We start from the raw sequence: 24,446 nt of genomic DNA, 5'->3' as shown, positions 1-24,446 counted from the left end.
GGGCGCGCCGCGCCCCTCAAACTTCTTCACCACCCCGAACGCCGGCGGCCTGCACGCGGGCAATATCCGCCGCGAGGCACTCCGGACATAAACACCGGCTGCCCGGATCGAGCCGTTCGGCGGGCAACGCCGGCATCGATTTGCACCAGCAGTCGAACGGCTGGCCGTGCATTGCACAATCGAACACGCTGCGGCAGCGTGGGCAACGGGCACTCTGCGCATGGACCTGGGAAGCGGGCTGTTTCATGGCGACCCAATGAAGTACCGGACATCCGGTCAGGAAATGATGCCACGTCCGGCAAGCCACCTGAAGGCCCCTGCCTCGAGGTTGCGTCCACAAAGCGGGATTTCGACGGAATTACCCTCGCAAACGGCGTCGAAAACGGCGCATGAGTGGCGTGCGCGCAACGTCGATTGCGCACTGCGAAACCCCGGCGGGGCCGGCCGCCAGAAGACGTATGGAAAACCCTGTTGCAGCGCGCCAGTCCTGTACAATTCGCCGTGTTTCAACTGATCCGTGCCGAGCCCTGCCGCCATGTCCGAAATTCCCGACCTCTCGCAGATCGCCCCCACCCTGAAGGCTGAAATCCTGGCCGAGGCGCTGCCTTACATCAAGCAGTATCACGGCAAGACCGTGGTGATCAAATACGGCGGCAACGCGATGACCGAGGAGCGCCTCAAGCAAGGCTTCGCGCGCGACGTCATTCTGCTAAAGCTGGTCGGTATCAACCCGGTCATCGTGCACGGCGGCGGCCCGCAGATCGATCAGGCGCTCAAGAAGATCGGCAAGCAGGGCACCTTCATCCAGGGCATGCGCGTCACTGACGAAGAGACGATGGAAGTCGTCGAATGGGTGCTCGGCGGCGAAGTCCAGCAGGACATCGTCACGCTGATCAATCACTTCGGCGGCCAGGCAGTGGGCCTGACCGGCAAAGACGGCGGCCTGATCCATGCGCGCAAGATGCTGATGCCGGATCGCGACAATCCCGGCCAGTACGTCGACATCGGCCAGGTCGGCGAAGTCGAGGCGATCAATCCGGCGGTCGTGAAAGCGCTGCAGGACGACGCGTTCATCCCGGTGATCTCGCCGATCGGCTTCGGCGAAGACGGCCTGTCGTACAACATCAACGCGGATCTGGTCGCGGGCAAACTGGCGGTGGTGCTGAACGCCGAGAAGCTCGTCATGATGACCAACATCCCCGGCGTGATGGACAAGGAAGGCAATCTGCTCACCGATCTGTCGGCACGCGAAATCGATTCGCTGTTCGAAGACGGCACGATCTCCGGCGGCATGCTGCCGAAAATCTCCTCCGCGCTCGACGCAGCAAAGAGCGGCGTGCGCTCGGTGCACATCATCGACGGCCGTATCGAACACTCGGTGCTGCTCGAAATCCTGACCGAGCAGCCGTTCGGTACGATGATCCGCTCGCACTGAGCATGTCTGGATATGCAGCGCGTCCCGTCGATGCGCTGCATATTTCACCTGGCGGTTCCCTTCGCCTTGCTGCGGCAGTTTCCGCGTCGTCCTCCGCATCAGTTTCAGCATCAAGCGCCCGGCCAATCGTCCACCGTGGCACGCCACCCTTCCCTTTTTCTCCCGGCGCACGCATGATGGACCGCAGGCACCCGCTCGTTCATTTCATACGGCGCCGGCAAGAACCCGGTCCGGTTTTCCCTCACCATGCGCACCTTCCCGTCCCGACACGCTAAACGCCGCCGGCCTCACATCGCAGGCGGCAGCCCGGTATGGCTGTTCGATCTCGACAACACGCTGCACCACGCATCGCATGCCATCTTTCCCGAGATCAACCGGGGCATGACGCAGTACATCATTGATTCGCTGCAAGTGGAACGCGACGAAGCCGACCGCCTGCGTACGCTCTACACAGACCGTTACGGCGCGACACTGCTGGGCCTCGCCCGCCACCATCCGGTCGACGTGCACGATTTTCTCAAGGTCGTGCATACGTTCGCCGACCTGCCTTCGATGGTGCGCAGCGAACGCGGCCTCGCGCGTCTCGTTGCCGCCTTGCCGGGCCGCAAGATCGTGCTGACCAATGCCCCGGAAGCCTACGCGCATGCGGTGCTGGCCGAGCTGCGCATCGAGCGGCTGTTCGAGCGCGTGATCGCCATCGAGCACATGCGCGACCGTCGCGGCTGGCGCGCCAAGCCTGACGCGAGCATGCTACGCCGGGCGATGCGCGACGCCCACGTGCCGCTCGCCGACGCCATCCTCGTCGAAGACACGCGCTCGCATCTGAAGAACTATCGCCGGCTGGGGATCCGCACTGTGTGGATCGTCGGCCACCTGCCCAGCAAGGTGCGTGCGGACGGCGTACCAGGCCTGCTGCCCGGCACTGGCCGACCGCACTATGTCGACCGCCGGATTCGTTCGTTAAAATCGCTGAGATTGGGCACCCGCTCAGTGCGCCTGAAGGAACGACAGACATGCAACCGGATCACAAGCATGACGAGGCCGTAACCGAAGACCCGCCAGCCACGGGCAGTACCCGCGCGGCCCGCCTGAAACCGGGCGAGCGCCGCGTGCATATCCTGCAGACGCTCGCCACCATGCTGGAGGCGCCGAAGAACGAAAAGATCACCACCGCGGCGCTGGCCGCGCGGCTGGGCGTCTCGGAAGCCGCGTTGTACCGGCATTTCGCCAGCAAGGCGCAAATGTTCGAAGCACTGATCGAATTCATCGAACAGTCGATCTTCGGGCTTATCAACCAGATCGCGACGAAAGAACCCAACGGCGTGTTGCAGGCCCGTACGATCGCGTTGATGCTGCTCAACTTTTCCGCGAAGAATCCTGGCATGACGCGCGTGCTGACATGCGAAGCGCTGGTGGGCGAGCACGAACGGCTGACCGAGCGCGTCAACCAGTTGCTCGAACGCGTCGAGGCCTCGCTCAAGCAATGCCTGCGGCTCGGCCTGATGGACGCCAATTCGCAGGCCAACGGTAACGCCTCCGCGCAGGGCACCGCCGTGCCGCTACCGGAGGACTACGATCCAGCCGTGCGGGCGAACCTGCTGCTTAGCTACATCGTCGGACGCTGGCACCGGTATGTGCGAGGCGGCTTCGCACGCAATCCGGCTGAGCAGGCCGACGCCCAGTTGAGATTGATTCTTCAGTAGTCCGCTGGAATCGCGGGCGTTGCGGATCAAGACTGCCGCTCGCCGCGATCTGGTTTTGGTGCTTCCGCCATGGTTCACGCATCCAGACGCAACTCGCGCCGGGCGACGCCCGCGCGACATCGGCGCCGCTGCCGCGCGGAATTTTCCGCTATACTTTGCGCTAATTGTTTTGACTGACGCGCCGATTTGCTGACTCGATTGCGGGCGCGCGAACCTGCCGGAATTCCATCCGGCGGTTCACTATAAATGCGGCTAAAGAGGTCGTCAGCCGCGCACATTGTCCTTCTCCGTGCCTTGCCGACACCCATTTAGCCGCCCTGTTGAAGGCGGAATGAATGGATTCAATCGGTATCGTCGCTCCCCAGAAAATGCATTTCTCCGAGCCGCTGCTCATGCAGAACGGCCGCTCGTTGGCCGGTTTCGACCTGATGGTGGAAACCTACGGCACGCTCAACGCCGCGCGCAGCAATGCCGTGCTCGTCTGCCACGCGCTCAACGCTTCGCACCACGTGGCGGGCATCTATGCGGATGACCCGAAAAACGTCGGCTGGTGGGACAACATGGTCGGTCCGGGCAAGCCGCTCGACACGAACAGGTTCTTCGTAATCGGCGTGAACAATCTCGGCTCGTGCTTCGGCTCGACCGGCCCGATGAGCCTCAACCCGGCGACCGGTGAGCCGTACGGCGCGAGCTTTCCCGTGGTGACCGTGGAAGACTGGGTGAACGCGCAGACGCGCGTCGCCGACAGCTTCGGCATCGAGCGTTTCGCAGCGGTGATGGGCGGCAGCCTCGGCGGTATGCAGGCGCTCGCGTGGAGCATGATGTATCCGGAGCGCGTGGGCCATTGCATTGTGGTGGCGTCCACGCCGAAGCTCTCCGCGCAGAACATTGCGTTCAACGAAGTGGCGCGTTCCGCGATCCTCTCGGACCCCGACTTCCACGGCGGCAACTACTACGCGCACAACGTTAAGCCGAAGCGCGGACTACGCGTGGCGCGCATGATCGGTCATATCACCTATCTGTCGGACGATGACATGGCCGAGAAATTCGGCCGCTCGCTGCGACGGGCGGAAGGTGCCCTCGACGCGTACAACTTCAATTTCGACGTCGAATTCGAAGTGGAGTCGTATCTGCGTTATCAGGGCGACAAATTCGCCGACTACTTCGACGCCAACACCTATCTGCTGATCACGCGCGCGCTCGACTACTTCGATCCGGCCAAGGCCTTCGAGGGCGATCTGACCAAGGCCGTTGCGCATACGACGGCGAAATACCTGATCGCCAGTTTCACGACCGACTGGCGTTTCGCGCCGGCGCGCTCGCGCGAACTGGTGAAGGCACTGCTCGATCACAAACGCACGGTGACGTACGCAGAAATCGACGCGCCGCACGGCCACGACGCATTCCTGCTCGACGACGCCCGCTATCACAACCTGATGCGCGCCTATTACGAACGTATTGCCAACGAGGTGAACGCATGAACCAGCGCGCTCTCGATTATCTTGCGCTGCGCCCCGACTTCCGCGCCATCGCCCGGTGGGTTGAACCGCGCGCGACGGTGCTCGATCTGGGCTGCGGCGACGGCTCGCTGCTGTCGACACTCACCGAGGAGCTCGAAGTCTCCGGTTACGGCATCGAGATCAACGACGCCGGCGTGCTCGCCGCCACCCAGAACGGCGTCAACGTGATCCAGCAGAATCTGGAAGACGGCCTGCGGCTCTTCGAAGACGGCAGTTTCGACTTCGCGATCCTGTCGCAGACGCTGCAGACCATCCATCAGACCGCTGCGATCCTGCGCGAGACGGTGCGGGTCGGCAAGGAATGCATCGTATCGTTCCCGAATTTCGGCTACTGGGCACACCGCATTTCGGTGTTGCGCGGACGCATGCCGGTATCGAAATCGCTGCCTTTCCAGTGGCACAACACCCCGAACGTGCGGGTGCTGACGATCAAGGATTTCGAGGCGCTGGCGCCCGAGGTCGGCATCGAAATACTCGACCGGGTCGTGCTGCACGGCGGCCAGGCGGTGCGGTGGGGGGCGAACTGGCGTGGTAGTCTTGCGGTCTATCGCGTCAAGAAAAGCTAACGTCACTCACCCAAATGTCGAACCCGCCGCACGAGGCGCCCGCACTTACCGCTCACGTCGAACACACCGGCTGGCGCGCGTTTCTCAACACGCACATGCTGATCTGCGTCTTTCTCGGCTTTACGTCGGGATTGCCGCTGTTCACGCTCGTCTATCTGGTGCAGGCGTGGCTACGCTCCGAGGGCGTCAATCTGAAGGAAATCGGCCTGTTTGCGCTGATCCAGTTTCCCTATACGTGGAAATTCGTCTGGGCGCCGCTAATGGACCGCTACGTACCGCGCCTGCCCGGCTGGCGGCCGGGCAGGCGGCGCGGCTGGATGCTGGTCACGCAGATTCTGGTGGCCGGCGCGATCGCCACGCTCGGCTTCGTGTCGCCGCGCGATTCGATCTGGACGGTCGCCGCGCTGACCGCCCTGGTGGCGTTCTTCGGCGCGAGCCAGGATATCTCCATTGATGCCTACCGGCGCGAGTTGCTCACCGATACCGAGCAGGGTCTCGGCAACGCGGTTCACGTCAACGCTTACAAGATTGCCGCGCTGGTGCCAGGCTCGCTCGCGTTGATCCTGTCGGACCATTTGCCATGGACTACTGTGTTCATTGTCACGGCCGCATTCATGGTGCCGGGCATGATCATGACGCTCGTCGTGCGCGAGCCGGAAGTGCACGGTGCGCCGCCGAAGAACCTGCGTGAAGCGATCATCGAGCCGTTTCGCGAATTCATCCTGCGCGACGGCTGGCGCGGGGCGCTGTTCGTGCTCGGCTTTATCTTTCTGTACAAGCTCGGCGATACGATGGCGACCAATCTGTCGACCTCGTTCTTTCTGGATATCGGCTACTCGCGCACGCAGATTGGCGTGATCGCCAAGACCACCGCGTTCGGTGCGAGCCTTGCGGGTGGGATCGTCGGCGGGATCTGGATGATGCGCATTGGCATCGGCCGCGGGCTGTGGGTGTTCGGCGTTCTGCAGATGGTGTCGACGCTTGGCTTCGCATGGCTCGCGCATCTTGGGCCGGCGTCGCCTGGACTTACGGCCATCTACGATTTCGCTGTCTTCACGAGCCAGGGTGTGACGAAGCTGCTGTCCGTGTTTGGGGTGGATTGGGCCGTGCAGCTCGATCCGCGCTCGGTTGCGCTGGCGCTGGTCTACGGTCTCGAGACGTTTGCCACTGGTTTGACCATGGCGGCATTTACGGCTTACATCGCCAGTACGACGGATCCGCGTTACACCGCTACCCAGTTCGCACTCTTTACCAGTCTCGCGTCGGTGCCGCGCACGCTGGCGTCGGCGGCGAGCGGGTATGTGGTTGCACAGATAGGCTGGTTCGACTACTTCCTTGCCTGCACCGCACTGGCGCTGCCGGGCATGCTGCTGTTGCTGCGTATCGCGCCTTGGAGGCTGAGGTCGTGAGCGGGTTCGCGTCAAGGCAAGCGGCCGCCTCGGGAGCGATTGCGGCCATCGTACGTCGTGCAATGCCTGACGTGCGTGCACCACATGTGCCACATGCGTTACCTGCTCGGCCTGCGTTACCTGCAAAGGGCGCGCCGCTGGTCGTGGGCGCAGCACGCGCGGCACTTGTGCTGTTCTGCACAGGCGGCATGCTTGCAACGTCGTGGAGCGCCTACGCGGTTGCAACGCCTGCCGTGGCGGCCAGCAGTACCGCCGCGCCGGCCAGCGCACCCGCCACCCGATCGGCGTCGAGCGCACCGGCTCCAGAGGGTCTGGCTTCGACCGCTGCCACTCCCGCAGAAGGCGCCAGCAACCCCAGCCCGGGCACCAGCAGCGCAGCCAGTGCCGCGCACGCGCCCTCGGCTACCTCGTCGGCGTCGGCGACGTCTTCAGCACCCGCGTCCGCATCAGCCGCCTCGCCTACGCCCCCGGCAACCGCGAAGCAACCAGCGCACCCCGCCAGCGCCGCTACCACCGACAACCGGCCGCCTCCCTACACCCCACCGCCGCAGCAACTGCGCTTCGGCAGCTACGCGGTGTTCCGCAACCTGATTCCGTCGCCGCAACTGGAAGCCCAGGCCGCTGACGAGTTCCAGCAGATCGTCTACGGCGCACAGCACGCCGATCGCCTCTACCCGGACACCGACCCACGTGTGATCCGCGTGCAGACCATTCTCGACAAGCTGATTCCCTATTCGTTGAAGTGGAATGAACGGGCAAAGAACTGGAAGTGGCAGATCGCGGTAGTGCGCTCGCCCGACATCCGCATGTACTGTCTGCCAGGCGGCAAGATCGTGATCTACAGCGGCATCCTCGATCGCGCACGCCTGAACGACAACGAACTCGGCATGCTGCTGGGCCACGAAATCGCGCATGCCCTGCGCGAGCATGCGCGGGAGCGCCTGGGCGAGCAGCAGGCGGCGCAGCTCGATTCGTCCGGTACGATTCCGCAGCTATTCGGACTGGCCGATCTGGGCGCCCCGGTGCTGGGCATCGGCTCGCAGCTGGTCGAGATGAAATACACGCCCACTGATGAAACCGAAGCCGACGTGATCGGCAGCGACATCGCCTCACGCGCCGGTTACGATCCGCGCGCCGCGATCACGCTGTGGGACAAGCTGGCGGCGGTGACGCACAGCAGTCGCAATCAGGGCTATATCTACGTGCACCCGTACTCGCCTGCACGCCGCGCGGATCTCATGAAGCGCCTGCCGGACATGCTGCCGCTCTACGCAAAAGCGATCGGCAAGACGGTCGATGAACTGCCCGACTATGCGGGCATCGGCCGTCCGCGCCGCGTGCCGGTTCGCGGCGACTGAACGTTGGCGACCTAAGCCAGAAACGCGCTTACTTCTTCGGCTTCGTCAGCTTGTGGTCGTAGTCGACCGTCAGCGGCGCGTGATCGCTAAACTTGATGTCGCGGAACACGTCCGTGCGCTTCGCCTTCGCGGCAATGCCCGCCGTGGCGATCTGATAATCGATCCGCCACCCCACGTTCTTCGCATACGCCTGACCGCGATTGCTCCACCACGTGTACTGCTCAGGCCGCTGATCCAGCGTGCGAAACACATCGACGTAACCCACTTCGTCGAACAGTTTCGTCAGCCACTCGCGTTCTTCCGGCAGGCAACCTGAGTTCTTCTGGTTGCTCTTCCAGTTCTTGATGTCGATTTCCTTGTGGACGATGTTCACGTCGCCGCACACGATCACTTCGCGCTCTTTACCCAGTTCCGCGAGGTGCGGCATGAACTCGTCCATGAAGCGGAACTTGGCCTGCTGACGATCCTCGCCGCTCGACCCCGATGGCACATACACCGAGACAACGGAGAGTTTGCCGAAGCGCAGTTCAACATAGCGTCCTTCGGGATCGAACTCCTCACTGCCAAAGCCGATCACCACTTCATCCGGCTCGTGACGCGTGTACACTCCGGCGCCGCTGTAGCCCTTCTTCACCGCATGCTGAAAGTAGCCGGTGAAGTTGTGCGGGGCGAGAAACTCGGGGGTCATGTCGTCCTGCGAGCATTTGATTTCCTGCACGCACAGCACGTCTGCTTTCTGCTCACCGAACCATTCGAAAAAGCCCTTCTTCGCCGCAGAGCGGATGCCGTTCAGGTTGGCGGTAATCACACGCAACATGTCGTTCCTTTATTGTCGATTCGTTGTCGAGGCTTGCTTAGCCCGTTTATCTTGCTGGTCTGGCAGAGCGCGAGGCCGAAGCCTGCGCGGCTCTCATTCCACTTTCACGCCTTTGAGCGATTCCTTCGCGGGCGGGTACTCGAGCTTCAATCCTTCGAGGGTACGCAGCAGCAATTCCGCGACCATCACGTTGCGATGCGTCTTCGAATCGGCGGGGATGATGTACCACGGCGCGTAAGGCGTCGAGGTGGCCGAGAGGGCATCGTGATACGCCGTCTGATACTGGTCCCACTGCTTGCGCGCTTCCAGATCCGAGACGTCGAATTTCCAGTGCTTGGTGGGATCGTCGATGCGCGCCTGCAAACGCGAACGCTGCTCGTCCTTCGAGATGTGCAGCATGCATTTGATGATGGTCGTGCCGTTGTCGGCCAACAGAGCCTCGAAATCGCGGATGTGGCTGTAGCGCTTTTCGCAGGCCGCCTTGTCCAGTTGACCCAGCACGACCGGCACGAGCACATCTTCGTACTGACTGCGATTGAAGACGGTCAGTTCGCCGGCGGCGGGCGCCTGCGAGTGCACGCGCCAGAGAAAATCGTGCGCCAGCTCGTCAGGCGTCGGCGCCTTGAACGGCACGATGCGCAAGCCGAGCGGATCGACGTCGCGAAACACCCCGCGAACTGTGCCGTCCTTGCCGCTCGTGTCCATGCCCTGCAGCACCAGCAGCACGCGCTGCAGGCGCTGTGCATGCAGGCGCTCCTGCAACGCATCGAGCTTCGCGCCGATTTCTGCAAGGCGGTCGCGGTCACCGTCTTTCGACCCGGTTGAAAACGGCTTCGCGCCCGGATCGAAATCGGTGAGCGCGAATTTCGCAATCTTCTTGTCGTCGAAGTACGGCACGCGGAAATCGTCGAGTTCCGGCTTCTTCGCCATGCATTGTCTCCAGAGGCGCGTTCAAATGCGGCGCCAGCAAAAGGAAACGGGCCGCTGCCCCACTCTCGTCCGGCAACAGCCCGTTATGACCGAAGCCGCGCACCGATCCGACGACGCGCGCTCCGGCATGTGCATCCTATCGCTCAGGACAGCTTTTTCTTCAGCAGTTCGTTGACCTGCTGCGGATTCGCTTTGCCCTTGGTGGCCTTCATCGCCTGGCCGATCAGCGCATTGAACGCCTTTTCCTTGCCGGCGCGGAATTCCTCGACCGATTTCTGGTTGGCCGCGAGCACCTCATCGATGATCGCTTCCAGCTCGCCGGTGTCGGAGATCTGCTTGAGACCCTTCGCTTCGATGATGCGATCGGCAGCGGCTTCGTCGGTGGCCTTCTCGTCCCAGATCGCGACGAAGATTTCCTTCGCGATCTTGTTCGAGATCGTGCCGTCGGCAATGCGCTGCAGCAGCAAAGCGAGTTGCGCTGACGAGACCGGGCTGTCGGCGATGTCGAGACCTTCGCGGTTCAACAACGACGACACTTCGCCCATCATCCAGTTGGCTGCGACCTTGGCTTGCGCCGGGCCCACTTTCGCCACGACTGCTTCGTAATAGGCGGCCATCGCCTTGCTCGAGGTCAGCACACCCGCATCGTACGGCGTCAAACCGTACTGTTCGACAATGCGCTGCTGGATCGCCACCGGCAATTCCGGCATCTCGGCCTTCACGCGCTCCACCCATGCCGCGTCAATGACCAAAGGCATCAAATCAGGATCTGGGAAATAGCGGTAATCGTGCGCATCTTCCTTGCTGCGCATCGAACGCGTTTCACGTTTGTCCGAATCGTAGAGACGCGTTTCCTGCACCACTGTGCCGCCGTCTTCGATCAGTTCGATCTGACGGCGCACTTCGTACTGGATCGCTTCTTCGAGGAAGCGGAACGAGTTCAGGTTCTTGATCTCGGCACGCGTGCCGAATTCCTTTTGCCCGACCGGTCGCACCGACACGTTCGCATCGCAGCGGAACGAGCCTTCCTGCATGTTGCCGTCGCAGATGCCAAGCCAGGTAACGAGCGTATGCAAGGTCTTCGCATAGGCGACCGCTTCGTCCGCGCTACGCATTTCCGGCTCGGTGACGATTTCGAGCAACGGCGTGCCGGCGCGGTTCAGGTCGATCCCCGTCATGCCCTCGAAGTCTTCATGCAGCGACTTGCCTGCATCTTCTTCGAGGTGAGCGCGCGTCAGGTTGATGGTCTTCTCGTACGCTTCCTTGCCGGCTTTCTCGTTCGCAGGCACCTGAATCGTGACCTGCCCGCCTTGCACCACAGGAATCTCGTACTGGCTGATCTGATAGCCCTTTGGCAGATCGGGATAGAAGTAGTTCTTGCGCGCGAAGATGCTGCGCGGCGCGATTTTCGCGCCGATAGCGAGGCCAAGTTCGATCGCCCGCTGCACAGCGCCGCGGTTCATCACCGGCAGCGTGCCCGGCAACGCGAGGTCGACGGGGCAAGCCTGCGTGTTGGGTTCCGCGCCGAACTGGGTGGCGGCGCCCGAGAAAATCTTCGAGACGGTCGACAGTTGCGTGTGCGTCTCGAGACCGATCACGACTTCCCATTGTTTGGTCATGTGTTCACACTCCTGCCGGTGCCTGGCGATGCCAGTCGGTCGCGCGCTGGAACGCATCCGCAACCTGCAGCATGCGGGCTTCGTTGAAATAGTTGCCGATGATCTGCAGACCTACCGGACGTTGCGCATTGGCGCCCGCGCCGAAGCCGCACGGCACGCTCATGCCGGGCAGACCCGCGAGGCTCACCGACAACGTGTAGATATCGGCCAGATACATCTGCACCGGATCGTCGCCCTTGGCACCGAGATCCCACGCGACCGACGGCGCCACCGGCCCCATGATCACGTCGCATTGCTTGAACGCTTCCTGGAAGTCGTTTGCGATGATGCGGCGAATTTTCTGCGCCTGCAGGTAGTACGCGTCGTAGTAGCCGTGCGACAGCACGTAGGCGCCCACCAGAATGCGGCGCTTTACTTCCGGGCCGAAGCCTTCGGCGCGCGACTTCTTGTACATGTCGAGCAGATCGCGGTACTCCGCGGCGCGGTGACCGTAGCGCACACCGTCGAAACGCGACAGGTTCGACGATGCTTCGGCCGGGGCGATCACGTAGTACACGGGGATCGACAGCTCGGTTTTCGGCAGCGTCACCTCGACCAGCGTGGCGCCAAGCGCTTCGTATTGCTTCAGCGCGGCATCGATCGCGGCGCGCACGTCGTCGGCGAGGCCCGCGCCGAAGTACTCCTTCGGCAGGCCGATGCGCAAACCGGCGAGCGGCTTGCCCGCGGCATTACCCGCAGCATCGGCCGACCAGCTCTGGCCGAGATAGCGCGTGTAGTCTTCGTCGTCGCGCACGAGGCTGGTCGAGTCGCGCTCGTCGAAACCGTGCATGGCGTTGAGCAGCAGCGCGCAGTCCGTGGCGCTGCGCGCCATCGGACCACCCTGATCCAGCGACGACGCGAACGCGATCATGCCGTAGCGCGACACGCGGCCGTAGGTCGGCTTGATGCCGGTGATGCCGGAGAACGACGCCGGCTGACGGATGGAACCACCCGTATCCGTGCCGGTTGCCGCCGGCGCGAGACGCGCGGCCACGGCAGCCGCCGACCCACCCGACGAACCGCCCGGCACCGCCTTCGTATCCCACGGGTTCTGCACCGGGCCGAAATACGAATTCTCATTGGACGAGCCCATCGCGAACTCATCCATATTGGTCTTGCCGACGCACACCATGCCGGCGCGCTTCAGACGGTCGACCACGGTCGCGTCGAACGGGCTCGCGTAATTGGCGAGCATCTTCGAGCCGGCGGTGGAGCGCCAGCCGCGCGTCACGAACACGTCTTTGTGGGCGATCGGCAGGCCAACCAGCGGACCGGCGTGGCCGGTGTGCAGCAGCGCGTCGGCGGCTTTGGCCTGCTCGAGGGTGAGATCGGCGTCGACCTGAACGAAGGCGTTCAGGCTCTTCGCTGCGTCGATCCGCTTCAGATAAAGCTGCGCCAGTTCGACCGCGGAGCATTCCTTCGCAGCGAGGGCGGCACGCAGTTCGGTCAAGCTTTTTTCATGCATTGCGTTTTTCCTGAAGGGTATGGCAGCGCAGCAACCGCCGCGCGCCGCGCCCGTGTTTTTATTCAATCACCTTCGGCACCAGGTACAGCCCGTCCTGCACAGCAGGCGCGGGACGCTGGAATTCGTCGCGCTGGACGATTTCCGTCACTACGTCTTCGCGCAGACGCAGTGCAACATCCTCGATCTGCTCGATCGGATGGGCGAGCGGTTCGATGCCCTTGGTGTCGACGGCCTGCATCTGCTCGACAAGGCCAAAAAAGTCGTTGAGCTGGGCAAGCGTGTGCTCAGCTTCGGCGTCGGCCAGTTCGAGGCGCGCAAGATGCGCGATGCGCTTAACATCGGTCAGGGTCAGAGCCATGCGGTCACCGGAAAATGTAGCGAACTGTCACAGCGCGGAAAAACAAAGCTGTAACAGCGGGTTACGACACTGGAGGAGGCCCTCGAAAAAGGGGCCAGCGGTGGCAAAAAGTGCCAACCGTTTCCTTTAAATCAAGCAAAATTATAAGGTATCATTACGCGTTCGACCCAAACCCGGACCGACTTACCAGGACCTTTCTGGTCATTTCCCACAAAAATGATTCGGAGATAGATGCGGTCTTGTTCGTACCTCCGGTAGATTCCCTCGCAGCTTCAAGTCTCTGTGGCGCAGTATCCGCCCGGTTGAAGCTGTTATTTTTTCCGCTGCCGCCCTACGCAATGTTGCGAGGCCAGGCCCCAAGCGAGACAGGATTTTGAATGTTCGGTTTTTTGCGCAGCTACTTCTCTAACGATCTGGCGATTGACCTTGGCACTGCCAACACGCTCATCTACATGCGTGGCAAAGGTATCGTTCTCGATGAACCGTCAGTTGTGTCTATCCGCCAGGAAGGCGGTCCCAACGGCAAGAAAACCATTCAGGCGGTCGGCAAGGAAGCCAAGCAGATGCTTGGCAAGGTGCCGGGCAACATCGAGGCAATCCGCCCGATGAAAGACGGCGTGATCGCCGACTTCACCGTCACCGAGCAGATGATCAAGCAGTTCATCAAGACCGCCCACGAATCGCGTATGTTCTCGCCGTCGCCGCGCATCATCATCTGCGTGCCGTGCGGTTCTACTCAAGTGGAACGCCGCGCCATCAAGGAAGCGGCTCACGGCGCCGGCGCCTCGCAGGTTTATCTGATCGAAGAGCCGATGGCTGCTGCCATTGGCGCCGGTCTGCCGGTTTCGGAAGCCACGGGCTCGATGGTGGTCGACATCGGCGGCGGCACGACGGAAGTCGGTGTCATCTCGCTTGGCGGCATCGTCTACAAGGGTTCGGTGCGTGTCGGTGGCGACAAGTTCGACGAAGCCATCGTCAACTACATCCGCCGCAACTACGGCATGCTGATCGGCGAGCAAACCGCTGAAGCGATCAAGAAGGAAATTGGCTCCGCGTTCCCAGGCTCGGAAGTCAAGGAAATGGAAGTGAAGGGCCGCAACCTGTCGGAAGGTATCCCGCGCAGCTTTACGATCTCCAGCAACGAAATCCTCGAAGCCCTCACCGATCCGCTGAACCAGATCGTATCGTCGGTGAAGATCGCGCTCGAACAGACGCCGCCGGAACTCGGCGCCGACATCGCCGAGCGCGGCATGATGTTGACGGGCGGCGGCGCACTGCTGCGCGACCTGGATCGTCTGCTGGCGGAAGAAACCGGCTTGCCGGTGCTCGTCGCCGAAGACCCGCTGACTTGCGTCGTACGTGGCTCGGGCATGGCCCTCGAGCGCATGGACAAGCTCGGCAGCATCTTCTCGTACGAGTAAGCGGGAGCCTGGCTCCATGTCAGCAGCGCGAATCGGACGGCTAGCCTTCTTGGGGTTGGCCTGTCCTAAGCTGGTTCATCCAGCCACCGCGCACTGACGCGCGCTTTCGCGCCGCAGTCATACCCAACCGCTCACGCCCCCGGCGCCGACCATGGAATACAGTCCGCCGCCTCTGTTCAAGCAAGGCCCCTCCGCACTCGCACGGCTGATTTTCTTCGTGCTGCTTGCGTTCGTCCTGCTGATCTCAGATGCGCGCTTCAGGACGCTCGAGATCGTCCGCGGCATGTTGGGAGCGGGCCTGTATCCGTTGCAACGTGCCGCGCTCGTGCCGCGCGACATCTTCATGGGCGCGGCGGATCTGGCGGTGACCAGCGCGACGCTGCGCGGTCAGAACGACGAGCTGCGCAAGAAGAACCTGCAACTCTCGCTGCAGGCCAATACGGCATCGGCATTGGCGGCCGAGAACGAGCATCTGCGCTCGCTGCTGCAACTCTCGCAGCGCATGACGACCCAGTCGATTCCGGCCGAAATCCAGTACGACACGCGCGACCCGTTCACGCAGAAGGTCATCATTGGACGTGGCTCGCAGCAAGGCATCCAGAACGGTTCGCCGGTCGTCAATGAGGACGGCGTAATCGGTCAGGTCACGCGCGTGTTTCCGCTGCAGGCGGAGGTCACGCTTCTCACCGACAAGGACCAGGCGGTGCCGGTGCAAGTCGTGCGCACGGGCCTGCGCAGCGTGATCTACGGCACACCGAAGGGCGATACGCTCGATCTGCGCTTCGTGCCGATCAGCGCGGATCTACAGACTGGCGACGAACTGGTGACGAGCGGCCTCGACGGCACCTATCCGCCGGGGCTGCCGGTCGCCAAGGTCGTACGGGTCGACAAGCTGGCCGACACCGCCTTCGCCCACGTGGTCTGCCTGCCGGTTGCGCCGGTGCGCGGTGCGCGCCAGTTGCTGGTGCTGCATTATGTGAACACGGTGCCGCCTCGTCCGGCTGACGAACCTGATGCGGCCAGCGCAGCGAAAGAAGCAAAGGCGAAGAGGGGCGCGAAGTCCGCGGAGAAACCCGCGGACAAGAACGCTAAGGCTGCCGCTCCGGCCTCCGCGGCAGCGGCTGCTGCAAAGCCGGCCTCGGCGGCAAAGCCAGCCTCGGCAGCAAAACCCGCTCTGGCAGAAGCGGAGAAAAAGGGTGCCGACGCGAAGCAGGCCAGAGAAAAGAAAGCGGCGGCTGAACGTCTGGCCGCTATCCGGGCCGCTACCGGACGGTCGGCCTCGGGATCGGCCGCCGCCGGGTCGCCGGCCGACGGAAAGCCGGCCGCAGGCGCGACGAAACCGGCCACGGGGGGGATCGACGAATGAACCGCCCTCAGTACATCCTGCAACCGGTCAACCCGTACTTCATCTCCTTCAGCCTGGCAGCCGCTTTCCTGCTGAACCTGATGCCGTGGGGACGCCTGATTGGCGTGCCTGACTTCGTCGCGCTGGTGCTGCTGTTCTGGAACGTGCATCAGCCGCGCAAGGTCGGCATGGGCATCGCCTTCCTGCTCGGCATCCTGATGGACGTGCACAACGCCAGCCTGCTCGGCGAGCATGCGTTGGCGTATACGCTGCTGTCGTACGGCGCCATCACGATTCACCGGCGTGTATTGTGGATGCCAATGGGCGTGCAGACCTTCGCCGTGATGCCTTTATTGGTCATCGCGCAACTTGTGCCGTTCGTCATCCGTCTACTGATGGGCGCGGCTTTTCCGGGCTGGGGCTACCTGATCGACGGGTTCGTCGAAGCAGCCTTGTGGCCCGTTGCAAGTGTGCTGCTGCTAATGCCGCAGCGCCGTCCGGCCGATCCGGACGACACCCGTCCCATTTAGCGCAACGCGCACATCGAGCCCCTCCTTGAACACGCTAAAGATGTTGCAGACGCCAGGCGATGGTTCGCGGAGTTCGCTCGACCCGCACAGCACTTCCCTGCCGGCCACGAGCGCCAGCCGGACACTCTTACCTGACGGCCGTTTCGCGGCCTTTTGATCGAAAGCATGGCAGCCGAATTCAAGGACACTCAACAACAGCTCTCGAAGTTCCGCCTGCGAGTCGCGGCGGCGGGACTGTTCGTGTTCGTCTGCTTCGGGCTGATTGTTTTCCGCTTCCTGTTCCTGCAGGTCTGGCATTACAGCAAGTACTCGCTACAGGCTGACGAGAACCGCATCTCGGTGGCGCCGATCGTGCCCAATCGCGGCATCATCACGGATCGTAACGGCGTCGTGCTGGCGAAGAACTACTCTGCCTACACGCTGGAAATCACGCCGTCGAAGCTCAACGACACGCTCGACAACGTCATCGACAATCTCGCGACCGTCATTACCATCGACGCCCGCGACCGGCGCAACTTCAAGAAGCTGCAGGAAGATTCGAAGAACTTCGAGAGCCTGCCGATCCGCACCCGCCTCACCGACGACGAAGTCGCACGTTTCACCGCGCAGCGCTTCCGCTTCCCGGGCGTCGAAGTGCGCGCGCGTCTGTTCCGTCAGTACCCGCTTGGGCCGACGGCGGCGCACGTGATTGGGTATATCGGGCGCATTTCGCAGCGCGATCAGGACCGCATCGACGAAGCCAGCGACGAGAACGACAAGGATCCGGATCACTACGATCCGCGCCTCGACGCGAACAACTACAAGGGCACGGACTACATCGGCAAGATCGGTGTGGAGCAAAGCTACGAGACCGAACTGCACGGCCAGACCGGTTTCGAGGAAGTCGAAGTGACGGCGGGTGGCCGCCCGGTGCGCACCTTGTCGCGCACTCAGGCGACGCCGGGCAACAACCTCGTGCTGTCGCTCGATATCGGCCTGCAGCAGGTCGCCGAGCAGGCGTTTGCGGGCAAGCGCGGGGCGCTGGTGGCAATCGAGCCGTCGACCGGCGACGTACTCGCGTTCGTTTCCGCGCCGAGCTTCGATCCGAATTCCTTTGTAGACGGCATCGACCAGCAGACCTGGGACGAGCTGAACAACTCACCCGATCACCCGCTGCTGAACCGTCCACTGCACGGCACCTATCCGCCGGGCTCGACCTATAAGCCGTTCATGGCGCTCGCCGCGCTGACGCTGCACAAGCGCACGCCGAGCTGGGGCTTCCAGGATCCGGGCTTCTATACGTTCGGCGGGCACACGTTCCGCAACGACGTGCGTTCGGGCCAAGGCTGGATCGACCTGAACCGCGCCATCGTGGTGTCGAACGACACGTATTTCTTCATGCTGGCGCACGACCTGGGCGTCAATGCGATCGCCAATTTCATGAAACCGTGGGGCTTCGGCCAGCTCACCGGTATCGATATTGCCGGTGAAGCGAAGGGCATTCTTCCGTCCACCGAATGGAAGCGCAAGGCCTACCGCAAGCCTGAACAACAGCGCTGGTACGAAGGCGAGACGATCAGTCTCGGGATCGGTCAGGGCTACAACTCGTTCACTATCCTGCAGCTCGCCCATGCGGTCGCCACGCTCGCCAACAACGCCGTCGTGATGAAGCCTCACCTGGTGAAGGAAGTCGAAAACCCGATCACCAAGGACACGCGCCTGACCGTGCCAAAGGACGATGGCCGCATCGACGTGCCGCAGAACGATATTGATATCGTCAAGCGCGCGATGGTCGGTGTCGTGAACAGCGGTACCGCGTCGAAGGTTTTCATCGGCGCACCTTATCAGGCGGCCGGCAAAACCGGTACGGCCCAGGTGTATTCGCTGCAGGGCGCCAACTACAAGGGCCACGCAATCCCTGAAAATCTGCGTGACCACGCGCTCTTTATCGCATTCGCGCCAGCAGACAATCCGAAGATCGCGCTCGCGCTGATCGTCGAAAACGGCGGCTGGGGTGCGGAAGTCGCTGGCCCGATCGCGCGTCGCGTGCTCGACTATTACCTCGTCGACCGGCAGAAGCCGGGCGCCGAAGCGGCAGCTGTCGCTGCGGCGGCTTCGGCAACGGCGGATGCGTCGGCACCGGTCATCGGCGCAGCGCCGACTTCCGTCGAGATCTCGCAACCGGCTTCGGTTGCCGCTGGCTTCACGCCGTTGCCGATACCCGGCGCCGCTTCGAATGCGGCCGGGGCGTCTGCGCCCTCTGCGGCGTCGGCCGCCTCGGACGTGACACCTGCAGCGCCGGCCGGCCCGGTAGTCGCAGCACCTGCAGATAAGGGAGCGGGCAAGGCAGGCACCAAACCGGTCGCCGCGACGGCAGCCGATGCCTCTGCTCCGTTCGTCGCCACAACGACGCTGGATGACCCTGCCTCGGCACCCGCGAAAACGCCCGTGCCGCGCAAATCCGGTCCGCGTCATCCGCGCCCGGCGAGCGATTCGGCGCCGAGCGCCGCCGCGCCGTCGCGCGACGACAGCATTCAGCCCACGTCACCCCGCCAGCCGGTCTCCGGCGGCATCGACGAGTAAGGAGAAAGGCATGCAATTCGACAAGCGCGCCTGGCTCGATCGCATCAAGAAGATGTTCATCGGCTTCGACCGTCCGCTCGCGCTGGCGGTGTTTCTGCTGATGTGCGTCGGCATCGTCACGCTGTACAGCGCCACGCTCGACATGCCGGGCAAGGTCGAAGACCAGTTGCGCAACATCATGCTGACCTTCGTGCTGATGTGGGCGCTCGCCAATGTGCCACCCACCACGCTGATGCGCTTCGCGGTCCCGCTTTATACCTTCGGCATCGCGTTACTGGTGGCGGTGGCGCTATTCGGCCTCACGCGCAAGGGGGCGAAGCGCTGGATCAATGTCGGCGTGGTGATCCAGCCGTCCGAGATCATGAAGATCGCCACCCCGCTGATGCTCGCGTGGTACTACCAGCGCCGCGAAGGCGTGATGCGCTGGTACGACTTTCTGGTAGGGCTTCTGATTCTCGCCGTGCCGGTTGGCCTGATCGCCAAACAGCCTGACCTCGGGACCGCGGTGCTGGTGTTCGCAGCGGGTCTGTTCGTCATCTATTTCGCGGGTCTGAGTTTCAAGCTGATCGTCCCTGTGCTGGTTGCGGCGGCGATCGCGGTCACCTCGATTGCGGTGTTTCAGGACAAGATCTGCCAGCCCGAGGTGCAGTGGCCGCTGATGCACGATTACCAGAAGCACCGCATCTGCACGCTGCTCGATCCGACTTCCGATCCGCTCGGCAAGGGCTTCCACACCATTCAGGCAGTGATCGCGATCGGCTCTGGCGGCCCGCTCGGCAAGGGGTGGATGAAGGGCACCCAGGCGCACCTGGAATTCATCCCTGAAAAACACACCGACTTCATTTTCGCGGTGTTCTCCGAGGAATTCGGGCTCGCGGGTGGGATCGTGCTGCTCGTGCTGTATATGGCGTTGATCGCGCGCGGATTGTACATAGCGGCCAACGGCGCCACGCTATTCGGGCGATTATTGGCCGGCTCGCTAACGATGGCCTTTTTCACCTACGCGTTCGTCAACATCGGCATGGTGAGCGGGATCTTGCCGGTGGTCGGCGTGCCGCTGCCATTCATGAGCTACGGGGGCACGGCGTTGATTACGCTCGGGGTTGCGACCGGCCTCATCATGAGTGTCGGGCGACAGAAGCGGTTGATGCAGAGTTAAACGAAGAAGGGGCGCAGATGCGCCCCTTCTTCGTTTGCGCGTTTAAAGGCGCTGAGCCTGTGCCGCGCTACTGCGGCTTCGCCTCGTGCTCGTCGCGCAATTGCGCACTGAGTTGCTGGTACTTGAGCTTGGCCGCCGGATCGCCCTGCGCCGCCGCCGCGGCATAGTAAGCGCGCGCCACGTTCAGGTTCTTGTCCACACCATCGCCACCGCGCTCGTAGAACGAGCCAGCCACGTACTGCGCCGTCATGTCGCCGCCTTGCGCGGCCTTCTTGTACCAGACGAACGCCTGGCGATTGTCGCGTGCCGTGCCGCGGCCATCCAGAAACTGGTTCGCCAACGCCAGTTCGGCCTGCACGTGCCCCTGCTGCGCGGCCTTCAGAAACCAGCGATGCGCCTCGGCCGGATCGCGGCCAACGAATTCGCCATCGTCGTACATCTTGCCGTACACATACTGCGCGTGGGACATGTTTGCGTCGGCGGCCTTGCGCAGCCACTTCTTGCCCTCATCGACGTTGACCGCCGTCCCCTCACCGTTGAGCAGCATCATCGCGTAGTTGAATTCGGCGAGCCGGCTGCCGTGCTCGGCCGCCTTGTGGAACTCGCTGAGCGCGGGACCGAAGTTGCCCGCGTTATAGTCCGCGACCGCGGTCTGCGTTTCCGGATCCGCCTGAGACGGCTTGTCCTGCGTGTTCAGTGCAGCGGATGCCGCGAACGCAGCACAAATGGCGACAACGCCCACCGCAGCACGCACGGCAAACTGCGAAACACCCTTCATGACCTCACCTCCTGCAGCGCCTGGCGCGTCGCGCGCAGCAGCCAGACGACATCAGCTGCCACCGCGATAAAACGAAAACCCGCCTCGCGATACTGGCGCGCGCCGGCGGAATCCATGGCAAAAATGCCGGTCGCAATCCCGGCCTTGTTGGCCGCCGCCACCACATGGCTCATCGCAGCCTGCACCTCGGGATGCTTCGAGTCGCCCAGATGGCCGAGGCTCGCGGCGAGATCGGCGGGTCCGATGAACACGCAGTCGACGCCCGGCGTGGCGGCGATCTTCTCCACTTCGTGAACGGCCTTCGCGGATTCGATCTGCACGATCGTGGCGATCTGCGCGTTCGCGTTCTGCACGTAGTCGCGCCGCATGCCGTACGAGCCGGCTCGAACTGCACCCGCAACGCCACGCAGGCCGTCGCGCGCGTCGGCGGTCGGATATTGGGTGAGGCGCACGGCGTGCGCAGCTTCCTCTGCGGACTCGATATTCGGAAACATCAGCGTACGGGCGCCCGCGTCGAGCACGCGCTTGACGAGCCATCCTTCGCTCGCCGGCACACGCACGACCGGTTCGCTCGGCAGGTGCGCCGCAGCAATTGCGCGCAACTGACCGGTGACGTCGCCGCTGTCGTTAGGCGCGTGCTCCATGTCGATCAGCAACCAATCGTACCCGGCGTGCGCGAGCGCCTCGGCGGCGCTTTCGCTGCCGAGCGAGAGCCATAACCCGAAAAGCGGTTCGGCTTCCGCGAGACGTTGTTTGAGGGGATTCGTAAGAGTGCTCATGAGCGTACCCCGCGGCGATGCACAAGAGCGCGTGAGATACGGCAGAGGAAGCTGGTGCTGCGGGCTGGGTGCCCACTTTGCAGTGCGGTGACCGGCATGTCTCGCTCCAGGTGGTTATCGAAACGATCATACCGTGACAATAACGCGGCCGCTGGAGCGCCGAACACGTGCCGCGTAGTTGCCAGACTACTGGCGCGTGATTGCCACGCGATTGCCCGCTTGTTGCTGGCTCGATGACGCTCGCGCGCCGCTCAGTCGCGCACCACGTCGGCCCAGCAATTCGGTGTCTCGTAGAGACGCACCTTGTGCAAACGCAGATTCACGCCGTAGTGCGCGTCGTAGACATTCGCGAGCAGTTCGAACGCGATCGCGGCGAGATTTTCGACGGTGGGGATGCGATCGAGCACGACGGTCTTGTGGCCCTGCATCGAATCCAGAAAGCCGCGCACCTGCGTGTCGCCTTCATAGACGAGAAACGCGTGATCCCACTTGTCGACGAGGTGTTCGACGGCGAGCGACTTCACGTCCGCGAAGTCCATCACCATGCCGCGATCGGGCGCGCCTTCCGTTTCGACCAGATCGCCTTGCAGCGTTATTTCGAGCACATACCTGTGCCCGTGCAGATTGCGGCACTGGCTGCGGTGATCGGGGATGCGGTGGCCCGCGTCGAATTCGAGTTTTCGGGTAATCGTCAGCACGGCGAATCAGGGAATGTTCAGATACTTGTGGGTCTGCATCGACAGGCGCCATTGCGGATGGCGTTTGCACCAGTCGATCGCGAGTTTCGTGTTGATGTCGCGCGACGGGCCGTCCATGGGCTGGACGAGGAAATATTCGAAGTCGAGCGCCGCATATTCGGACAGACGCTGGTTGTCCTGCGGAATCACGACTTTCAGTTCGTTGCCTTTGGTGACCACCAGCGGTGCGTCCGCCTTCGGGCTCACGCAGATCCAGTCGATCGTCTCGAGCACTGGCAACGAGCCATTGGTCTCGATAGCAATCTCGAAACCAGCGGCGTGCAGCGCATCGACGAAAGGCTGATCCATCTGCAGCATCGGCTCGCCGCCGGTACAGACGACAAAACGCTCGCCTTCACCTTCGGGCCACTGCGAGGCGATCATCGCCACCAGGTCTGCGGCCGTGCGGTACTTGCCACCGTTCTCGCCGTCGGTGCCGACAAAGTCCGTATCGCAGAAGCGGCACACCGCGTCCGCGCGGTCTTCCTCGCGCCCCGACCACAGATTGCAGCCGGCGAACCGGCAAAACACCGCCGGACGTCCGGCATTCGCGCCCTCGCCCTGCAATGTGTAGAAGATTTCCTTGACCGCGTACGTCATGCTGCTTTCTGCCTGGCGCCGCAGGGACGCCTGATTAAGGTTGCCGCCGCCCCATGCATCACCAGGTGGGCGGACGGATCAAACGGGTGCTTCAGTGACCTTCTCGCCGGCCAGGTAGGCCTCGTAGCCGCGCTTGCGCAGACGGCACGCCGGACATTCGCCACAGCCGAAACCCCACGCATGCAGCTCAGCCCGCTCGCCGAGGTAGCACGTATGCGTCTCGATGCGGATCAGCTCGACCAGTTCGTCGCCGCCCAGCTCGTGCGCGAGACGCCACGTATCGGCCTTGTCGAGCCACATCAGCGGCGTTTCCAGCAGGAAGCGCTGATCCATGCCGAGGTTGAGCGCGACCTGCAGCGCTTTCATGGTGTCGTCGCGGCAATCGGGATAGCCCGAAAAGTCCGTCTCGCACATGCCGCCTACCAGCACCTGCAGACCGCGCCGATAGGCAATCGCCGCAGCGATCGTCATGAACATCAGGTTGCGGCCCGGCACGAAGGTGTTCGGCAAACCGTTGGCCGCCGCTTCGATCTGGATCTCCCGCGTCATCGCGGTGTCGCTGATCGAACCGAGCACCGACAGGTCGATCATGTGATCGTCGCCGAGGCGATCGGCCCACGCCGGAACGGCCCGCACGACAGCGTCGCGAAAGCCCTCACGGCACTCCAGTTCGACCCGATGCCGCTGCCCGTAATCGAAGCCGAGCGTCTCGACCGTTTCGTATCGTTCGAGCGCCCAGGCGAGGCACGTGGCCGAGTCCTGACCGCCGGAAAACAGCACCAGAGCGCTACTCTTAGCGTCTTTACGGATCACCGTGAAACTCCGTGAATGATGAGTGCCACGTCGCGCTGCGCGGTGTGCGCCATGCAGCAACGCGGCGCGACGCGTGCCGGCGTAACAGCCGGCTCAAGCAGTATAGGCCGCGCCATCCTTGCCCAGAGTCGCTGGCGCTTATACCGCTGATCGTCGGACGCAGGGGTTCGTGCGCGATGCAGCAAGGCCCTTAAGCCCGTGCCAGATGCCACCCCTAAAAACAAAAGGACTTGTCAGACGAACGCGCAAGTCCTTGAACTGGCGCGATTTTATCACGCGCCGCACAACGCCGCCCCGAGCCCGCACCGCGTCCATTGCACCGGCGTCGCGTCGCCGCAGACCGTGCGACCGGTACCCATCAGAAAAGGAAAAGCCCCAGGAATCTTGCGAGTTCCTGGGGCTGAATCCTGGTGGCCTGGGACGGAATCGAACCATCGACACGCGGATTTTCAATCCGCTGCTCTACCAACTGAGCTACCGGGCCAACGAAGAAGCGAGAGTAT

General features: G+C 63.0%; 23 protein-coding genes and 1 tRNA gene. 12 read left to right on the top strand and 12 right to left on the bottom strand.

All coding sequences use genetic code 11. The features are described 5' to 3' along the window. Positions 1–16 precede the first annotated feature (16 nt). Positions 17–247: a cysteine-rich CWC family protein gene (locus BUS06_RS03880; protein ID WP_074263067.1), complete on the bottom strand. Its 231-nt coding sequence runs from the start codon at positions 245–247 to the stop codon at positions 17–19. A gap of 288 nt (positions 248–535) precedes the next feature. Between BUS06_RS03880 and argB the strand changes: the two genes are divergently transcribed. From argB to BUS06_RS03840, 7 genes are all read left to right on the top strand, one after another. Then, complete coding sequence (gene argB / locus BUS06_RS03870; RefSeq protein ID WP_074263065.1) at positions 536–1,435, top strand: acetylglutamate kinase; 900 nt, start codon at positions 536–538, stop codon at positions 1,433–1,435. A gap of 246 nt (positions 1,436–1,681) precedes the next feature. Beyond that, positions 1,682–2,482 carry a pyrimidine 5'-nucleotidase gene (locus BUS06_RS03865; RefSeq protein WP_074263064.1) on the top strand — a complete coding sequence of 267 codons (801 nt, stop codon included), beginning with the start codon at positions 1,682–1,684 and terminating at the stop codon, positions 2,480–2,482. Further along, on the top strand, positions 2,449–3,138 hold the full coding sequence (gene slmA / locus BUS06_RS03860) for a nucleoid occlusion factor SlmA (protein WP_074263063.1): 690 nt from the start codon (positions 2,449–2,451) through the stop codon (positions 3,136–3,138). Before BUS06_RS03865 ends, slmA begins: the two co-directional genes overlap by 34 nt. A 335-nt stretch (positions 3,139–3,473) precedes the next feature. Continuing rightward, positions 3,474–4,619, top strand: a complete 1,146-nt coding sequence (gene metX / locus BUS06_RS03855) for a homoserine O-succinyltransferase MetX (protein ID WP_074263062.1) — start codon at positions 3,474–3,476, stop codon at positions 4,617–4,619. After that, entirely contained in the window at positions 4,616–5,224 is a 609-nt protein-coding gene (gene metW / locus BUS06_RS03850; protein ID WP_074263061.1) for a methionine biosynthesis protein MetW, read from the top strand. Before metX ends, metW begins: the two co-directional genes overlap by 4 nt. A gap of 14 nt (positions 5,225–5,238) precedes the next feature. Continuing rightward, on the top strand, positions 5,239–6,633 hold the full coding sequence (locus tag BUS06_RS03845) for an AmpG family muropeptide MFS transporter (RefSeq protein WP_074263060.1): 1,395 nt from the start codon (positions 5,239–5,241) through the stop codon (positions 6,631–6,633). Continuing rightward, positions 6,630–7,991, top strand: coding sequence for a M48 family metallopeptidase (locus BUS06_RS03840; protein ID WP_254368744.1), 1,362 nt, complete (start codon positions 6,630–6,632; stop codon positions 7,989–7,991). Before BUS06_RS03845 ends, BUS06_RS03840 begins: the two co-directional genes overlap by 4 nt. A gap of 28 nt (positions 7,992–8,019) precedes the next feature. On the opposite strand, the gene BUS06_RS03835 is transcribed toward BUS06_RS03840, so the two are convergent. From BUS06_RS03835 to gatC, 5 genes are all read right to left on the bottom strand, one after another. Then, positions 8,020–8,808, bottom strand: a complete 789-nt coding sequence (locus BUS06_RS03835; RefSeq protein WP_074263059.1) for an exodeoxyribonuclease III — start codon at positions 8,806–8,808, stop codon at positions 8,020–8,022. 93 nt (positions 8,809–8,901) lie between these two features. Further along, on the bottom strand, positions 8,902–9,738 hold the full coding sequence (locus tag BUS06_RS03830) for a polyphosphate kinase 2 family protein (RefSeq protein ID WP_074263058.1): 837 nt from the start codon (positions 9,736–9,738) through the stop codon (positions 8,902–8,904). Between the two features lie 143 nt (positions 9,739–9,881). Beyond that, on the bottom strand, positions 9,882–11,357 hold the full coding sequence (gene gatB, locus BUS06_RS03825) for an Asp-tRNA(Asn)/Glu-tRNA(Gln) amidotransferase subunit GatB (RefSeq protein WP_074263057.1): 1,476 nt from the start codon (positions 11,355–11,357) through the stop codon (positions 9,882–9,884). A 4-nt stretch (positions 11,358–11,361) separates the two neighbouring features. Next, positions 11,362–12,861, bottom strand: a complete 1,500-nt coding sequence (gene gatA / locus BUS06_RS03820) for an Asp-tRNA(Asn)/Glu-tRNA(Gln) amidotransferase subunit GatA (protein ID WP_074263056.1) — start codon at positions 12,859–12,861, stop codon at positions 11,362–11,364. A 58-nt stretch (positions 12,862–12,919) separates the two neighbouring features. Beyond that, positions 12,920–13,219, bottom strand: coding sequence for an Asp-tRNA(Asn)/Glu-tRNA(Gln) amidotransferase subunit GatC (gene gatC, locus BUS06_RS03815; RefSeq protein WP_074263055.1), 300 nt, complete (start codon positions 13,217–13,219; stop codon positions 12,920–12,922). 377 nt (positions 13,220–13,596) lie between these two features. Here gatC and BUS06_RS03810 point away from each other — a divergent pair, with 377 nt between their 5' ends. The 5 genes from BUS06_RS03810 to rodA all read left to right on the top strand — a co-directional run bounded on the left by BUS06_RS03810 (position 13,597) and on the right by rodA (position 20,236). Continuing rightward, positions 13,597–14,640, top strand: a complete 1,044-nt coding sequence (locus tag BUS06_RS03810) for a rod shape-determining protein (protein ID WP_004189550.1) — start codon at positions 13,597–13,599, stop codon at positions 14,638–14,640. 151 nt (positions 14,641–14,791) lie between these two features. Beyond that, on the top strand, positions 14,792–16,006 hold the full coding sequence (mreC, locus tag BUS06_RS03805; RefSeq protein ID WP_083611340.1) for a rod shape-determining protein MreC: 1,215 nt from the start codon (positions 14,792–14,794) through the stop codon (positions 16,004–16,006). Continuing rightward, on the top strand, positions 16,003–16,515 hold the full coding sequence (mreD, locus tag BUS06_RS03800) for a rod shape-determining protein MreD (protein ID WP_074263054.1): 513 nt from the start codon (positions 16,003–16,005) through the stop codon (positions 16,513–16,515). The genes mreC and mreD overlap by 4 nt, the downstream gene beginning before the upstream one ends. Before the next feature lie 165 nt (positions 16,516–16,680). After that, positions 16,681–19,077 carry a penicillin-binding protein 2 gene (mrdA, locus tag BUS06_RS03795; protein WP_074263053.1) on the top strand — a complete coding sequence of 799 codons (2,397 nt, stop codon included), beginning with the start codon at positions 16,681–16,683 and terminating at the stop codon, positions 19,075–19,077. A gap of 10 nt (positions 19,078–19,087) precedes the next feature. After that, a complete protein-coding gene (gene rodA, locus BUS06_RS03790; protein WP_074263052.1) occupies positions 19,088–20,236 on the top strand; it encodes a rod shape-determining protein RodA in 1,149 nt (382 codons plus the stop codon). A 67-nt stretch (positions 20,237–20,303) separates the two neighbouring features. Here rodA and BUS06_RS03785 read toward each other — a convergent pair whose 3' ends face one another. The 6 genes from BUS06_RS03785 to BUS06_RS03760 form a co-directional block, all read right to left on the bottom strand. Further along, positions 20,304–21,014 (bottom strand): tetratricopeptide repeat protein, encoded by a 711-nt coding sequence (locus BUS06_RS03785; protein ID WP_074263051.1) that lies wholly within the window; start codon positions 21,012–21,014, stop codon positions 20,304–20,306. Then, positions 21,011–21,793, bottom strand: coding sequence for an HpcH/HpaI aldolase family protein (locus tag BUS06_RS03780; protein ID WP_074263050.1), 783 nt, complete (start codon positions 21,791–21,793; stop codon positions 21,011–21,013). The genes BUS06_RS03785 and BUS06_RS03780 overlap by 4 nt, the downstream gene beginning before the upstream one ends. Before the next feature lie 251 nt (positions 21,794–22,044). Then, positions 22,045–22,488, bottom strand: a complete 444-nt coding sequence (gene queD, locus BUS06_RS03775; protein WP_143787569.1) for a 6-carboxytetrahydropterin synthase QueD — start codon at positions 22,486–22,488, stop codon at positions 22,045–22,047. 9 nt (positions 22,489–22,497) lie between these two features. After that, on the bottom strand, positions 22,498–23,130 hold the full coding sequence (queE, locus tag BUS06_RS03770; protein WP_074263048.1) for a 7-carboxy-7-deazaguanine synthase: 633 nt from the start codon (positions 23,128–23,130) through the stop codon (positions 22,498–22,500). 78 nt (positions 23,131–23,208) lie between these two features. Beyond that, positions 23,209–23,943, bottom strand: coding sequence for a 7-cyano-7-deazaguanine synthase QueC (gene queC / locus BUS06_RS03765; protein WP_074263047.1), 735 nt, complete (start codon positions 23,941–23,943; stop codon positions 23,209–23,211). A 408-nt stretch (positions 23,944–24,351) separates the two neighbouring features. Continuing rightward, positions 24,352–24,427, bottom strand: a tRNA-Phe gene (locus BUS06_RS03760). Positions 24,428–24,446 lie beyond the last annotated feature (19 nt).

It is taken from the genome of Paraburkholderia phenazinium (assembly GCF_900141745.1).
Classification (GTDB): Bacteria; Pseudomonadota; Gammaproteobacteria; order Burkholderiales; family Burkholderiaceae; genus Paraburkholderia; species Paraburkholderia phenazinium_B.
Note: the sequence above shows the minus strand (reverse complement) of the source record. Positions and strands in the feature narration are given on the sequence as shown.

Coding starts and splice junctions, on each gene's coding strand:
- BUS06_RS03880 (WP_074263067.1), bottom strand. CDS start 247: ATGAAACAGCCCGCTTCCCAGGTCCATGCGCAGAGTGCCCGTTGCCCA.
- argB (WP_074263065.1), top strand. CDS start 536: ATGTCCGAAATTCCCGACCTCTCGCAGATCGCCCCCACCCTGAAGGCT.
- BUS06_RS03865 (WP_074263064.1), top strand. CDS start 1,682: ATGCGCACCTTCCCGTCCCGACACGCTAAACGCCGCCGGCCTCACATC.
- slmA (WP_074263063.1), top strand. CDS start 2,449: ATGCAACCGGATCACAAGCATGACGAGGCCGTAACCGAAGACCCGCCA.
- metX (WP_074263062.1), top strand. CDS start 3,474: ATGGATTCAATCGGTATCGTCGCTCCCCAGAAAATGCATTTCTCCGAG.
- metW (WP_074263061.1), top strand. CDS start 4,616: ATGAACCAGCGCGCTCTCGATTATCTTGCGCTGCGCCCCGACTTCCGC.
- BUS06_RS03845 (WP_074263060.1), top strand. CDS start 5,239: ATGTCGAACCCGCCGCACGAGGCGCCCGCACTTACCGCTCACGTCGAA.
- BUS06_RS03835 (WP_074263059.1), bottom strand. CDS start 8,808: ATGTTGCGTGTGATTACCGCCAACCTGAACGGCATCCGCTCTGCGGCG.
- BUS06_RS03830 (WP_074263058.1), bottom strand. CDS start 9,738: ATGGCGAAGAAGCCGGAACTCGACGATTTCCGCGTGCCGTACTTCGAC.
- gatB (WP_074263057.1), bottom strand. CDS start 11,357: ATGACCAAACAATGGGAAGTCGTGATCGGTCTCGAGACGCACACGCAA.
- gatA (WP_074263056.1), bottom strand. CDS start 12,861: ATGCATGAAAAAAGCTTGACCGAACTGCGTGCCGCCCTCGCTGCGAAG.
- gatC (WP_074263055.1), bottom strand. CDS start 13,219: ATGGCTCTGACCCTGACCGATGTTAAGCGCATCGCGCATCTTGCGCGC.
- BUS06_RS03810 (WP_004189550.1), top strand. CDS start 13,597: ATGTTCGGTTTTTTGCGCAGCTACTTCTCTAACGATCTGGCGATTGAC.
- mreC (WP_083611340.1), top strand. CDS start 14,792: ATGGAATACAGTCCGCCGCCTCTGTTCAAGCAAGGCCCCTCCGCACTC.
- mreD (WP_074263054.1), top strand. CDS start 16,003: ATGAACCGCCCTCAGTACATCCTGCAACCGGTCAACCCGTACTTCATC.
- mrdA (WP_074263053.1), top strand. CDS start 16,681: ATGGCAGCCGAATTCAAGGACACTCAACAACAGCTCTCGAAGTTCCGC.
- rodA (WP_074263052.1), top strand. CDS start 19,088: ATGCAATTCGACAAGCGCGCCTGGCTCGATCGCATCAAGAAGATGTTC.
- BUS06_RS03785 (WP_074263051.1), bottom strand. CDS start 21,014: ATGAAGGGTGTTTCGCAGTTTGCCGTGCGTGCTGCGGTGGGCGTTGTC.
- BUS06_RS03780 (WP_074263050.1), bottom strand. CDS start 21,793: ATGAGCACTCTTACGAATCCCCTCAAACAACGTCTCGCGGAAGCCGAA.
- queE (WP_074263048.1), bottom strand. CDS start 23,130: ATGACGTACGCGGTCAAGGAAATCTTCTACACATTGCAGGGCGAGGGC.